The organism is Helicobacter sp. UBA3407 (assembly GCF_949747025.1).
GTDB lineage: Bacteria > Campylobacterota > Campylobacteria > Campylobacterales > Helicobacteraceae > Helicobacter_D > Helicobacter_D ganmani.
Genome location: NZ_CATKCB010000100.1, coordinates 13,847 through 27,916, shown reverse-complemented (window position 1 = coordinate 27,916; position 14,070 = coordinate 13,847). Strand labels below are relative to the sequence as shown.

Sequence of the window (14,070 nt, the reverse complement as noted above, 5' to 3'; positions counted from 1 at the left end):
GCGCGCAAAAGGGAGGCATTGAAATTTAGCACAGAATCTAGTCTCTCTAAAATAAAATTTTCAAGTAATTTTAAATCAAAAGGCTTATAGAGTGGAGCAAGTTTTTCTAAAATAGTTTTTAAATCAAAGGGTAAATTAAAATGCAAAACGATTTTAATCACTCCATTTGCCGCACGCCGCAAAGCAAAAGGGTCGCGTGAGCCACTTGGAATCTTGGCAATACTAAAAAGCCCCATTAGATTATCTAGCTTATAAGCAAGTGCGATGAGTGCGCTGATGAGATTGGAGGGCAAAGCACTTTCTTCGGAGTTTGGTAAATATTGTTCTAAAATTGCAAGGGCGATTCTATCATCATAGCGTAAGTCTTTTGCGTAATAATATCCCATAATACCCTGTAATTCGGTAAATTCATAAACCATTTCGCTCATTAAATCTGCCTTGCTTAATGTTGCGGCTTGGTCTAAAATCTCTAAAAGAAGTCCGAAATTTGGCTCTAAAGCAGAAAGTTGTGTTTGGAATAATGTGCTTAAAACTTGAATGATTTTGCGTTCGCGCTCTGTTTTTTCCCACATAGAACCCAAACCCTCTACAAAAGTAACTTCTTTCAATCTTTCGGGTTGAAAGCCTGTCTTCAAGTCATTGTGATAGAAAAACAGAGCGTCTTCTAAACGTGCGCGTAAGACTTTGATATTTCCCTCTACAATGGCTTTTGGATTCTGCGCTAGGCTGTTGGAAACAACGATAAAGCCGTGGTAGAGTTTTGAATCTTTGTAAGTAGCAAAGTAACGTTGATTCACTTTCATTGAAGTGATGATACAAGGCGCAGGAAGTTCCAAGAAATGTTCGCTAAATTCGCCAAAAAGCGCAGTAGGATATTCAGTGATACTGACGATTTCTTCTAAGAGTCCTGTATCCATTTCTACCTTAATGCCTCTATCACTTTCAATTTGCCTAATTTCTTCTAGTATTTTTTCTTTGCGCTTGGTTTGGTCTAAAATCACGCCGCCATTGCACAAAGTATCAAAATAATTTGGAATATTTTGAACTTCTAAGGGTTCAAAACTGATATTGCGATGCACAAAAGTTTGTGCTTTGGATTCTATGCCATAAAGTTTGAGAGGGACTAATTGGTGGTTGAACAAACATAAAATCCAAGATATAGGACGAATAAAGGAATCTTTCAGGCTACCCCAACGCATTGTTTTGCCAAAATTTAGAGATTCTAAAAATTCTTGAATCATTGCCTCTAAGAGATGAATTGCTGGTATTTGTTCGGCTTGTTTTTGGCAATAGAGAATCTCTTTACCCTCTTTTGTTGTCGTTATAACTTCTTTTTCCGTGATTCCACATTTTTTGAAAAATCCCAACGCTGCTGGAGTGGGCGTGTTGTCTTTATAAGCAATATTTAAAGGAGGACCAAAAAACTCTAGCACTTGTGTATTTTGAATTTGTGGAAAATCTTGAGCAATTATCACTAAGCGACGCGGTGTGTAAAAAAAGTCAAATTCACAAGGCAGACGATTGGCTTTTAGGATTTTTTGAAATTTGCTTTTGATATTTGGAAGTTCAGCTAAAAATGGAATCGCAGGTAATTCCTCTGTTCCAATTTCAAGCAAAAGCGGACTTGTGTTTTGTGCAGTTGTCATTATTTCCTCTATTTTAAAAAATTCTGAATATTGTAACAAAATAAATACAATAAAAAACTTTAAAATCATAAATATTGAATTTAGGATATAATAATTAGTGAATCAAATGAAAGGCAATGAGATGGAGTGGCTGACAAATTGGAATGAGAATTACTCGCTTGCGATTCTATTTTTCGGGTTAGCAATTTGTTTTTTTGGCGTGATTGTTTATCTGTTTATGAATTACAGAAGGCTTTTGGGGGAGATAAAAAACAAGGAAAAACTTGAGAATGAATTATTAAACAAAAATACACGAATTGAAAGTTTGAGCAAAGAACTTGCAAATCAGATTGAATATGAAATTGCACAGAGACTAAAAAGTGATTATACGCACGAATATTTGTTTGAAAATAGTCTCAATGCCATTATTTTGACGCAAGATGAAGACTTAAAGATTATTAGACGCAATCGCGCAGCTTTGAAATTGTTTGGAAAAGAAATATTAAATCATAATATCTTAGAATTATTTAGCGATAAAGCACACAAAAAATCTGTGTTTGAGAAAATTACGCAACTTAAAACAAGTAGATTGCGTCAGAATTTCCGCTTGGATTTGTGTGTGGAGGATTCTATTACGCCTGTGGTTGTATCTATTTATTTTATGAATTTTGCACAAAAAATCACTCTGTATTTTGCATTTGTGGATATTTCAGATATTGCGAAATTAGAAAACGAATTGCACAATAAACGCATTGCATTAATGCAAAAAAATAAAGAAGAAGCAATGGGAAAAATGCTTGGAAATATTGCGCACCAATGGAAACAACCATTAAATTCTTTGTATTTGCTTTGTCAGAATCTCAAGGAAATGCATCAGTTTGATGAATTAAATAGCGAAAATTTTGAAAAATATATTCAAATGATGGCACAGCAAATTGACTTTATGTCCAAAACAATTGAAGCATTTAGAGAATTTTATAGCCCAAGTAAAAATAAAGAGGAATTTGAAGTTTATTTTGCAATCAAGGAAATGCTAGAGCTGTTTTATGGGCTTGTAGATAAAAAAATCAGTATCAAAATGCAGCCTTGCAAGATTAAAAAATCATTAAAAATTTATGCAAATAAAAATGAATTGCAACAAGTGATGATTGTTTTGTTGGATAATGCGATTGAAGCTGTAAGAGAGCGTTTGAATAATGGAGAGATTAAAGAGGGTAAAATTCGTATTGATTGTGCAATGGAGGAAAATATTGCAGGAACAAAAATCTGCGTGATTCGTGTGCAAGATAACGGCGGAGGCGTTAGTGCGGAAGTAACAAGAAAGATATTTGAGGCATTTTTTACAACCAAAAGAAATGGTAGTGGAATGGGATTGGCAATGGTGCAAATGATTTTAGAACGTATGGAGGGCAGAATCCTCTTTGTCAATGAAAAAGAAGGAGCGGAATTTAAGGTAGAGTTGCCTATGCAAAATCTCACACAAAATACATAAGGTTTGGAATCTAAAAATAACATAATTTAAACTTATAACTTAATTATTTTGGATAAAATAAAGTTTAATTAGTTTTTTATAGCAGCACCTATATAATAAGACAACATTTATAAGATTAAGTTTTGCTAGGGATTTTGAGTTGGGAAAGGGACATTTATGTTAAAGACAATCCGGTCTAAAATCATTGTGATGATTGTTGTGTTTTTGTTAGCCCTTTTGGGAATGGTGCATTATAATTTATCCAATGGATTTAATAATATTGCCAAAAGTAGTTCCACAAATGAGCTTCATCAGTTAAACGCAATGCTTTTTGAGGGGTTAAAAGTTGCGATGAATACAGGAGACCCAGAGATTATTGGGAGCTTTATTGAGGGTTCTAAAAAAGTGCCGGGTATTACAAATATGGAACTTTTCCCCTCTCAAGCAATTATTGATTTAATGGGTTTAAAGAAAACTTACACGACGATTCCGGAAATTTTAGAAGTTTTTAAAACCAAAAAAGAATTTATTAGAATCTATAAAGCGGAAAATGACCAAGGCTATTTAATGGCAAAGCCGCTTATCGCAGAGGAATCTTGTTTGATGTGTCATGCGACTTCGCAAGTGGGTGAGGTGCTAGGAGTAGCTGAAATGCAAATTTCAAGCCAAGAGTTAATGAGTCGCTCTAGCGAAATTCAACTTACGATTCTGTTTTGGATGATTAGTGTGAGTGTCATCGCCTTGCTCGTGTTGCTCTTTTTGTTTAATCGTTGGGTATTTAACCCTATTTCCAATCTCGCAAATGTGGCTTATGACCTTTCTCAAGGAGAGGGAGATTTAACCAAACGTTTGCCAATCAAAAATGAGGACGAAATTGCAAAGGCAAGTACGTATATCAATGATTTTATTCAAAAGATTGATAATACCGTTGCCGACGCTAAAGACGCAAGTCATCAAAATATTTTACAATCCACGCAACTTTCTAATGCGTCCAAAGAAATTGATGAGCGCATAGAATGTCTTGTGCAAATCGTAGAACGTAGCACAAAGCTTGGTAATAATATTGAACTGATGTTAAATGATTCTATGTCTTTGGTGCAGAAAAGTGCGCACGATATTCAGGATTCTGCGAAGCAGCTTTCAAGAACAAAAGCGCTTTTGCTAAAAGTCATCAATGAAGTGCAAGGAAATGTCAGTACAGAGCAAAGTATTGCGGAACGTCTCGCGCAAACCGCACAAGAAACAGATAAAATTAAAGGCGTTTTGACTATTATTGCCGATATTGCCGACCAAACAAGCTTGCTCGCCTTGAATGCAAACATAGAAGCTGCACGTGCGGGAGAAGCAGGAAGGGGATTTGCTGTCGTAGCTGATGAGGTGCGCAAGCTTGCAGAACGCACGCAAAAAAGCTTGAATGAAATCAATGCCGTGGTAAATACGATTATTCAATCTGTCTCTGATGCCAATAATGCAATGGGCGCGAATGTTCAAAACACCGTAAGCATAGCAGATGCTTCCATAGAAAGCACAGAAGATTTAGAAACAAGTGTTAAATCCCTAGAAGACGCAGTAGAAGCTTCTTCTCAATCTTTGCAAAAAACGAATGAACTTTTTACTGCGGTGAATGATATTCTAAAACAAGTGGGAGAAGTGCAAAGATTGACAGATGAAAATAGCAAAGCAGTGCATTTGATTGATGGAATCTCTAAAGAAATTTCCCAAAAAGCTAGTGCATTAAATAACCAATTGGATTCTTTTAAGGTTTAGATTTGAAAGAAATCTTAAACCTTGTCGTAAAGAATCATTAAATTTATAAATTCTTATTCTAATTTTAGCTATAATTTTTAATAAATAGATTAAGGAGATACAAGAATGCAGATAGGAACGAATATCTACTTTAATTTGCAAAATTACTCCAATAATTTTAAAGCACAAGATTTAGAAAATGATTTTAGTAAGCTAACAGAAGCGCAAGAGGAGCAATCTAGCGACACGACAGAGGAATCGCAAAACACAGATATAACTGCGCCGGAAGCTCCCAATGGTGAGAAATTAGATGCAAGTGAGCAACAATATGTGCGTGAGTTAGCAGCTATTGACGCAAGTGTGCGAGCGCACGAAGCTGCACATGTTGGTGCGGGTGCAGGTGTCGTAAGCGGTGGAGCGAGTTTTGGCTATACACGCGGACCTGATGGTAAAATGTATGCAACATCAGGTGAAGTTCCAATCACTATGAAAGAGGGTAGAACACCAGAGGAGACTATCCAAAATGCGCGTCAGATTGCCTCTGCTGCAATGGCTCCAGCAGACCCTAGTCCGCAGGATTACAAGGTTGCTGCAAATGCTGCACAAATGGAAGCCCAAGCAAGGAGTGAGCAAGCACAAGAACGAGCACAAGAGCTTAAAGAACAGACGGAAGAGAGCGAAGAATCCCAAGAAACAGATTCTACAAAAGATTCTGTCGCGATAGAGAATAGGGCAAAGCAGGATTCCAAACAGGATTTTGTAACCACAAATGATGCAGCTAATATGAGTAGTGCAAATGCAGAATCGCAAAATACTACCAACGAGGAACAACAAAAAAAACTTTTTGAATATATAGTGAAAAGCTATGTTGCAAATGCAGTGAGCAATTCTTACACTCCGCAGTTTGAGATTGCAGGCTAATAGATGATTTTTTCTTTTTTGGGTTGCGATATTGTTTAGAAGTTTTGTGCAAACTTTACCGGTTTTTATGGGCTATTTGCCACTTGGAATTGCATTTGGGATTCTGTTTTCTAAGTTGCATTTGGCTTGGTATTTTGGAGTCTTGAGTGCAATTCTGATTTTTACAGGGGCAGGGCAGTTTTTGCTTATCTCTTTGCTTTCCATTCATGCAGGATTTTTGGAAATTGCTTTAGCTTCTTTTTTGTTAAATATTCGCCATATGTTTTATTCCCTTGCAATTACAGATGAAATTAAGAACTTTGGGATTGGCAAATATTATATTTTATTTGGTTTGACAGATGAAACCTTTGCAGTGTTAAAAACAAACAAAGAAACTTTGAATCTTACACAAAAGGAAATGGAGATAAATTATCTTTATATTACTTTTTTTGACCATATTTATTGGGTTTTGGGTTGTGGAATTGGAATCTTTTTGGGAGAGCAATTAGGATTTCAGCCACAGGGAGTTGAGTTTGCGCTTACAGCCCTTTTTAGCGTGCTAACACTTGCGTTGTTGAAAAACTCCAAAAACAGGAATCCTTTTTATATTGCTTTGGCGCTTGGAGTTGTGGGACTTATGATTTTTCCCAAAGAGCAATTCTTGATTTTAAGTATGGTATGTGGAATCGTGATTCTATTGATTTTTAGAAAATGGATTGCGAACAATCTGAAGCCACACAATGTATCAGCAGAGAATTAAAAGGCAGAAATGGAAACACAAATAAGCGAAAATTTAACTTCGGCTTATATTTTTTGGGCAATTTTTGCTGCATCGTTTGGTACGGCTTTGACGCGGTTTTTGCCCTTTTTTGCTTTTAAAAATGCGACGAATCAACCGCTTTTGCGCTACTTGCAAGAAACAATGCCTTTATTGATTATGACGCTTTTGGTTTTCTTTAGTTTAAAGGATACGACTTGGAGTGAAACTTATGGGCTTTATGAAATGGGTGGAGTCGCTTGCGCAACCCTATGTTTTATGCTTACTAAAAACTCTGTATTAAGCATATTCGCAGGAATTATTTTTTATATTTTTGCATTAAAAATATTTTAAAAGGGATTAAATGGTAAAAATTTATGGAATTAAAAATTGTGGAAGCGTGAAAAAAGCATTAAATTTTTTGGAGTCTAAAGGAATCCCTTATACATTGATAGACTTTAAAACAACGCCACCTACCCCTCAAGATTTGGAACATTGGCTGAAATTTGTTTCTTTGGAAGTGCTTTTCAATAAAAAAGGCACAACTTATAAGAAATTGGGGCTAAAAGAATTGCAATTAACACCTGCAAAAATAAAAGAATGGCTAATAAAAGAGCCGATGTTGATTAAGCGACCAGTAATAGTGCATTCTAATGGAGTTATTGTAGGCTTTAATGAAGAGGCTTATCAAAAGATGCAAGGATAAATCAATGAAAATCAAAAATGTGCGCATTATTTCTTTGATGTTGGCACTCTTTGTTGCTGCAATTTTAAGTGGTTGTGCGACAAAAGCAATAAAGAATCCTCAAGATATTGTAGTCCCCTTGCCCCCGCAAGATTTAAGCCTGTTTGTAAAAGAATCGCATAGTTTGGATAACACCAAAAAACTTGCTTTAAAGAAAGAATATTTGACTTATTTTTTCTCTCCTTTTGACAAAAAACCTAAACATAATGTTAAGGAGCTTCAATGGGGTTTAAGAGAAGCTTATCAAGATTTGGGGTTTGGAGAAAATTTACTTCCATATCAGAAAGAAGAAATTGAAGAGTTAGAATTTGAAGCAAATTTGGAAGCCTATCCAAGCGCGAAAAAACCAGCAATTATTACACGCAATTCTAATTTGCGCGTTTTGCCAACAAGCAAACCTCAATTTTCCAACCCAAATCAAGCAGGAAAAGGATTCCCCTTTGATAATTGGCAAAATTCTGCGATTTATGTAGGCACTCCCGTGTTGATTACACATTATTCGCGTTCGGGCAAATGGGCATTCGTTGAAAGTGGTTTTGTAAGTGGGTGGATTTTGGCATTAGATGTTGGAATCTTAAATGATAATCAGGTGCAAAGTTTAAGGCAAATGCAAGATTTTTTAGTTGTTAGGAAGGACTTAACGCCCATTAAAAATTCTCATCAAGAATATTTGGAATCTGCGCGTATTGGAATGCTTTTGCCGTTGCTTGGTAGCACAACAACACAATATGAAAGCCAGATCTTTTTACGCAATTCTCGTGGATATGCCTACACGCTTAAAGTAGCATTAAATCAAAATGCTTTTGATAAATTTCCGATGAATTTTTCTGCTCAAGCAGTTGCTAGCTTGGCACAAGGAATTGTGGGTGAAAAATATGGTTGGGGTGGAATGTTTGGAAATCGGGATTGCTCTATGTTTTTGCGTGATATTTTGGGAAATTTTGGATTTTATCTTTTGAGAAATTCGCAAGCGCAAATGAGGCAAAAAAGTATTCAAGAAAGTCAGGATTCCACATTGTATTTTGATTTGAGCCATTTGAATGTAGAGCAAAAGAAAAATTTTATCCAACAACAAGCTGTGCCTTTCGCAACATTGCTTGGTATGAAAGGACATATTATGCTTTACATTGGAGAGTTAGATGGACAAATTTATATTTTGCATGACATTTGGGGTTTAAGAACGCTACAAAATGAAACACAAGAGGGAAGAAAAATTCTTGGTAAAGTTGTGATTACTTCAATTGAAATTGGCAAGCATATACAGGGCATTCATCAGGATAAATTGCTCATTGACCGCATTTATGGTATGCGAAATTTGTTTTTAGAAAGTGAATTTGATGGCACAAAATAAGAACGATAAAAAAATTATTGAATGCAAAAATGTTAAATTTTATTTTACCAAAGAGCGAATTTTGTATAATGTGGATTGGACGATTTGTGAAGGTGATTTTTGGGCAATCATTGGACCAAATGGTGGTGGTAAAAGCACATTAGCGCGTCTTTTGGTTGGATTGCTAAAGCCAACAAGTGGAGAAATTATAAAGAATAAAGATTTGTGCATTGGCTATGTGCCACAAAATACTTTTTTAAATCGTCATTTTCCCATTACAGCACTTGAGGTTGTAATGATGGGGTTTTTAAAACCTAATTTTTTTGGTGGATTTTTACCCAAAAATGCAAAGAAAATTGCAATGGAGAGGTTAGAGCAATTCCATTTGGAATCCTTTGCGCATAAAAAAGTCGGTGAGCTCTCTGGAGGACAGAGACAAAGAGTGCTGATTGCGCGTGCATTATGCGGTAACCCCAATCTTTTGGTCTTAGATGAGCCTACGGCAAGTATTGACCAAAAGAATCAAAAAGAAATTTATGATTTGTTGCGACAAATCAATCAAGAAAAGACTATCCTAATGATTAGTCATGATGTGTCCGTTTTGTTAGGATATGCAAAAAAAGTTTTATATGTGAATAAAGAAGTTACAACGCATAACTTACCAAGTGATGTGAATGTTTCCTCTAGCATAGGGGATAAACATTTCTGCGAAGTAGAGCTTATGGGTTTGTGGCACTCTAATAGAGGAGGTAAAAATGAATAATTCTTATGATGTGGCAATTATTGGTGCTGGAATTTCAGGAAGCGCGTTGTTTTATGCGCTAACGCATTATACAGATTTAAAGCGAGTGGTTTTACTAGAAAAATACGAAGCACCCGCTACACTTAGTTCTAGTGGTAATAATAATTCTCAAACCATTCACGCAGGTGATATTGAGACGAATTATACTTTTGAAAAAGCAAAAAAGGTTGCAAGGTCAGCAGAAATGCTAGTTTCTTATGCTTTATTTCATCAACTGCAAAACAAAAGTATTTTTGAATATCAAAAAATGGCGATTGGGGTAGGGGATAAAGAAGTGGAATTTATGCAAAAACGTCACGAGGAATTTAAGGGGATTTATCCGAAATTGGAATTTTTTACCAAAGAGGACATTAAAGAGATTGAGCCTAATGTCATTAAGCTAGCAGACGGAAGCGATCGCGCAGAGAATGTGGTAGGTTCTGGAACACGCAAAAGCTTCTGTGCAATGGATTTTTGTTCTGTGGCGCATCATATGGTAGAGAAAAGTGTATTTGGCGAGCATCAAGCAATTTTTAACTATCAAGTGCAAGATATTATTAAACAAGGCGATGGGAGATATACAATTCGCGCAAAAGGTAAAGAACCCCTTAGTGCCTCTTTTGTGCTAGTGAATGCAGGTGCGCATTCATTATTTTTAGCACAAAATATGGGATTTGGTTTAGATCTTGGTTGCTTGCCTGTGGCGGGAAGCTTTTTCTTTATTCCCGGCGACAAGCTAAGGGGTAAAGTTTATACGGTGCAACACCCTAAACTACCTTTTGCGGCGATTCACGGCGACCCTGATGTTGTAGCAAAAGGCAAGAATCGTTTGGGTCCAACTGCTCTTTCTTTGCCTAAATTAGAGAGATTTAAGCCCGGAACTTATTTGGATTTCTTTAAAACCTCTGGATTTGGAGAAGCGGCTACAACAAAAATTATATGGGATTTATTTTCAGATAGTGAGATTCGTAATTATATTTTACGAAATTTCTTGTATGAAGTTCCTATGATTGGGAAGAGATTTTTTATCAAAGAAGCGCAAAAGATTATCCCCTCTATCACCTTAGAGGATTTGACTTATGCGAGCGGTTTTGGTGGAATCCGCCCACAAGTGCTTGATAAAAAAACTAAAAAACTTGTTTTAGGAGAAAAAAAGATTAAAAGCGGAGAGGGAATTACATTTAATATGACACCAAGTCCTGGTGCAACAAGCTGTATGCGCAACGCATTGATTGATATGATTGAGATTGCGGAATATCTTAATGCAACGATTAAAATGGATATTATCAAGACTGAATTAAATGAAGAAAGCTTGGAGTGGCTCGTTGATTGAACTTTTGGGATATACTTTTGTGCAAAACGCTCTTTGGGGTGCATTTTGCACAAGTATTATTTGTGGAATTATCGGTACATTGGTTGTAACTAATCGTATGGTGTTTGTCGCGGGTGGAATTGCACATAGCGTTTATGGAGGGGTTGGAATTGCAGCATTTTTTGGCTTACCGATTCTTGTAGGAGCTACGGGATTCAGCATTTTTTGTGCGATTCTTTTAGCCTATATGTTGCTTTTTGCCAAAGAACGTTTGGATTCTCTTATCGGCTCATTATGGGCTTTTGGTATGGCATTAGGTGTGATTTTGGTAGAATTAACGCCGGGCTATAATAAAGACTTTATGGGATATTTGTTTGGTAGTATTTTGAGTATCACAGAGAGTGATATTTATTTGATGGTTGGTTTTGGTCTCTTTTTGATTGCTTTTGTAGGGTTATTTTATCGTATTATTCTTGGAATCTCGTATGACAATGAATTTACTCAATTACAAGGCATTAATACAAGATTCTTTAGCATTCTTTTAATGATTTTGATTGCTTTGGGAATTGTGATTTCTATGCGTTCGGTTGGCATTATTTTAATCGTTGCACTTTTGAGTATCCCTGCTTATTGTAGCGAGATTTTTACAACTTCTCTTGCAAAAATGATGTTTGGAGCAAGTTTGATCTCATTTGTGTGTATGCTATGTGGAATCGCAGTGGCTTATTTTTATGACTTGCAAGCAGGAGCAAGCATTGTGATGATTTTGGCAATTTTTTCCTTTTTCTTGGCTGTTTTTCATCGTTTTTATAAATTTCAAACTATTTAAAAGGATTTCTTATGCAAGAAAATAAACAAACTACCCTAGAAAGGGTGCAAAAAACAGCATTAAAGGCAGTTAAAATCTCTCTTATTGCTTGCGTGATTATGATTGTTTTTGTTTCCTTGAGCCTTTGGGTGTCGCTTAATCAAATCACAGCGACAGCAAATCTTGTAAAAATGCAAAAAGAATATGCACTGCGCTTAGAAAAATTAGAAAATACTCTTGATTCTTCAAGGGTAAATCAATAAAATTTGCATAGTATTAAGTTAGCCTAAGAATCTATGATAAGGTTTCTAAAGAATTATGAAAAATATCCTTTTTTATATTTTACTTGTAATGGCGATGGGTTTTTGGGGTGCTTCTTGGGCTGCTAGTAAGGTTTTGATTGAATATGCAAGTGCAGATGTAGTTGCCTTTTGGAGGTTTTTCTTTGCCTTACTTGCTTCTTGTGCAATAGTCTTTTTTCTCAAGATTCCTTTGCGAATTGACAAGTCTGCATTGAAGTTTTTATCGTTTGCAGCTTTTTTGAATTGTTTGTATTCTATTATGTATTTTATCGGTTTAAATTATGGCAGCGCGGGAAAAAGTGGAGTGCTTGTAACAACATTAATTCCGATATTTGCCTATCTTTTGACTTTCGGGTTTTATAAGCTCAAAAAAGATTCCACAAGAGTGATGAAAAAAAATGAGATTTTGGGTTTATTTCTGGGAATCCTTGCGGGGATTTGTTTGCTAGATTTAGGAAGTTGGCAACAGCTTTTTGGTAAATCCAATGTATTTTTTGTTCTTTGTGCGTTGGATTGGGCAATTTTAACCCTTGTTTGTCGCAATCTTAGAATTCACCCTGTAGCGATTAATCTATACATTACTTTTTTAAGTGTGTTATTGTTTTCGCCTATTTTTTTCTTTCAGCCTAGTATGTTGGATATTTTTACCTTTGAGTTTAGGTTTTGGTGGATGATGTTTATCGTGGCGGTATTATCTACGGCTGTGGGAACGAGCATTTATTATATGGGAGTGGCACGCGTAGGGGCAACGCAAGCAAGCTCTTTTAATCTGCTTGTGCCAGCCACTGCGTTATTAAGCAGTTTTATCATTTTGAGAGAGATTCCAAGTGTTTTAACATTGCTTGGAGGAAGTCTTGCAGTTTTTGCGACTTATCTCATTAATCTTTATCAGCCCAAACATTTTAGTTGGAAGTCAAAAAAGCTTGAGGAATAGATTCAAATATCTTGTTTGCAATTAGCAACAGCTTTCAATTTCTTTTAAAATTCTATGGAGTTTGTCAAGTAATCTAGCAGTGATGATGAGCTGTTCGCTAGATTGGATTGCAATATCTTCACTTAGGTTAATGCTGTCTTCTATGCTCTTGCGTCTTTCCTCACTGATTTTTGCAAAGGCAAGTTTATGCCGAATCTCTTCACTAATATTTTCAATCTCTTCACTAATGAGTTCGCTTAAATGAATGGCTTGTTTGGAAGTTTCTTTGGTTTGTTCTAGGCTTTGCAAAAAATGTGAAAGATTCTGTGAGGCTTGAGATAGCTCGCTTTCTCCTTCTAGCTGAATTGCTTCGGTGAGATTTTGGTTGAGTTTGCCACTTGCGAGGAGTTTGGTTTTTTGCAAAAAGCGTCCCAAATGTGCCCTAATGTTCAAGAGATTATAAATAGAGTAGAATCCAAGCAATATCATAATAAACGCCGCGACATATTGAAATTTCTCCAAATAGGCGCGTTGGTGGATAGAAATGTCAGAATAAAGATTCACCGTCCAATCAATTTCATTTAAGATAGCGGTATTTTGCGATGTAATTTGTTTTAAATCCTCTACAATATGTTCTTGTAGGTTTAAAACATTATCAATATGTTTGGAGTAAGTTTGCCAAAATTCATAGGCTTCTTGAATGGATTTGGCAAGTTTTGGAAAATGTTTGTAGTTGGCATTTTGATAAAAATTTGTGATAATGGTATGATAAAGCGCATGACTCTCTTTAAAAGCACGATAAGATTTGTCATCCCAAATATGAAAATAACGTGTCATCAGATATGCCATTCGCTGTGTGAGCATTCGCTGACGCCCAGAATCATCAATAAGATGGGCAGGCATTTTGGATTCTACCATCGCTTTGACGATGTTATCGGAGAGAAATAACATTTTGATGTTATTTTCGTCCAAAAATTTCCTATCCTCATAAAGTTTGCTAGAAGTAGATTTAAAATCCTCTACAATGGTTTTAAAGTGCGTCCATTGCGTCGTAATTGCTTCTAGCTTGGTGATAATCGTTGTTTTGGTGGGAGGATTAATATTTTTTTGTGGATTGCCAAAGCGCAAGGTGTTTAGGTTGTTTTCAAACTCTTCTAGGGCAAGGTTAAGTGCGGTGTAGTCTTGGCTATTTTGAGAGTTAATAAGGAAAATTTCTTTTGTGATTTTTTGCGTGAGCATTCGCTCTTTTCCTGCAATATTGATGATATAGCCATCTTGGATTCCAAGTTGGTTGATAAAGATTACTGAGAGAATCATTACCCCAACACAAAAGGTTGTAAGAATCCCAAGTATGATGAGGCGCGTTACAATTTTTGTCAT

General features: G+C 36.0%; 14 protein-coding genes. 12 read left to right on the top strand and 2 right to left on the bottom strand.

The window, feature by feature from the left end; all coding sequences use genetic code 11:
- Positions 1–1,646, bottom strand: a 1,646-nt coding sequence (glyS, locus tag Q1553_RS02760; protein WP_300842738.1) for a glycine--tRNA ligase subunit beta, incomplete at its 3' end; no start/stop codon positions are given.
- A gap of 121 nt (positions 1,647–1,767) precedes the next feature.
- Here glyS and Q1553_RS02755 point away from each other — a divergent pair.
- The 12 genes from Q1553_RS02755 (at position 1,768) to Q1553_RS02700 (ending at position 12,711) form a co-directional block, all read left to right on the top strand.
- A complete protein-coding gene (locus Q1553_RS02755) occupies positions 1,768–3,117 on the top strand; it encodes a PAS domain-containing sensor histidine kinase (RefSeq protein ID WP_297570054.1) in 1,350 nt (449 codons plus the stop codon).
- A gap of 156 nt (positions 3,118–3,273) precedes the next feature.
- On the top strand, positions 3,274–4,863 hold the full coding sequence (locus Q1553_RS02750; protein WP_115551576.1) for a methyl-accepting chemotaxis protein: 1,590 nt from the start codon (positions 3,274–3,276) through the stop codon (positions 4,861–4,863).
- A gap of 105 nt (positions 4,864–4,968) precedes the next feature.
- Positions 4,969–5,763 (top strand): putative metalloprotease CJM1_0395 family protein, encoded by a 795-nt coding sequence (locus tag Q1553_RS02745; RefSeq protein ID WP_300691429.1) that lies wholly within the window; start codon positions 4,969–4,971, stop codon positions 5,761–5,763.
- 46 nt (positions 5,764–5,809) lie between these two features.
- Positions 5,810–6,502, top strand: coding sequence for an AzlC family ABC transporter permease (locus tag Q1553_RS02740; RefSeq protein ID WP_300673929.1), 693 nt, complete (start codon positions 5,810–5,812; stop codon positions 6,500–6,502).
- A 9-nt stretch (positions 6,503–6,511) separates the two neighbouring features.
- Positions 6,512–6,853 carry an AzlD domain-containing protein gene (locus tag Q1553_RS02735; RefSeq protein WP_181881633.1) on the top strand — a complete coding sequence of 114 codons (342 nt, stop codon included), beginning with the start codon at positions 6,512–6,514 and terminating at the stop codon, positions 6,851–6,853.
- A gap of 10 nt (positions 6,854–6,863) precedes the next feature.
- Entirely contained in the window at positions 6,864–7,205 is a 342-nt protein-coding gene (locus tag Q1553_RS02730; RefSeq protein WP_297600345.1) for an arsenate reductase family protein, read from the top strand.
- A 4-nt stretch (positions 7,206–7,209) separates the two neighbouring features.
- Positions 7,210–8,595, top strand: coding sequence for an SH3 domain-containing C40 family peptidase (locus tag Q1553_RS02725; protein WP_245944231.1), 1,386 nt, complete (start codon positions 7,210–7,212; stop codon positions 8,593–8,595).
- Positions 8,582–9,337 carry a metal ABC transporter ATP-binding protein gene (locus Q1553_RS02720; protein ID WP_297570073.1) on the top strand — a complete coding sequence of 252 codons (756 nt, stop codon included), beginning with the start codon at positions 8,582–8,584 and terminating at the stop codon, positions 9,335–9,337. The genes Q1553_RS02725 and Q1553_RS02720 overlap by 14 nt, the downstream gene beginning before the upstream one ends.
- Complete coding sequence (locus tag Q1553_RS02715) at positions 9,330–10,688, top strand: FAD-dependent oxidoreductase (protein ID WP_297578373.1); 1,359 nt, start codon at positions 9,330–9,332, stop codon at positions 10,686–10,688. The genes Q1553_RS02720 and Q1553_RS02715 overlap by 8 nt, the downstream gene beginning before the upstream one ends.
- On the top strand, positions 10,657–11,496 hold the full coding sequence (locus Q1553_RS02710; protein ID WP_245944230.1) for a metal ABC transporter permease: 840 nt from the start codon (positions 10,657–10,659) through the stop codon (positions 11,494–11,496). Before Q1553_RS02715 ends, Q1553_RS02710 begins: the two co-directional genes overlap by 32 nt.
- An 11-nt stretch (positions 11,497–11,507) precedes the next feature.
- Entirely contained in the window at positions 11,508–11,738 is a 231-nt protein-coding gene (locus Q1553_RS02705) for a DUF5408 family protein (protein ID WP_297570079.1), read from the top strand.
- A gap of 55 nt (positions 11,739–11,793) precedes the next feature.
- Positions 11,794–12,711 (top strand): DMT family transporter, encoded by a 918-nt coding sequence (locus tag Q1553_RS02700; RefSeq protein WP_181881632.1) that lies wholly within the window; start codon positions 11,794–11,796, stop codon positions 12,709–12,711.
- Between the two features lie 21 nt (positions 12,712–12,732).
- Here the strand turns inward: Q1553_RS02700 and Q1553_RS02695 are convergent, their stop codons facing one another.
- Positions 12,733–14,070: a type IV pili methyl-accepting chemotaxis transducer N-terminal domain-containing protein gene (locus tag Q1553_RS02695; RefSeq protein ID WP_115551567.1), complete on the bottom strand. Its 1,338-nt coding sequence runs from the start codon at positions 14,068–14,070 to the stop codon at positions 12,733–12,735.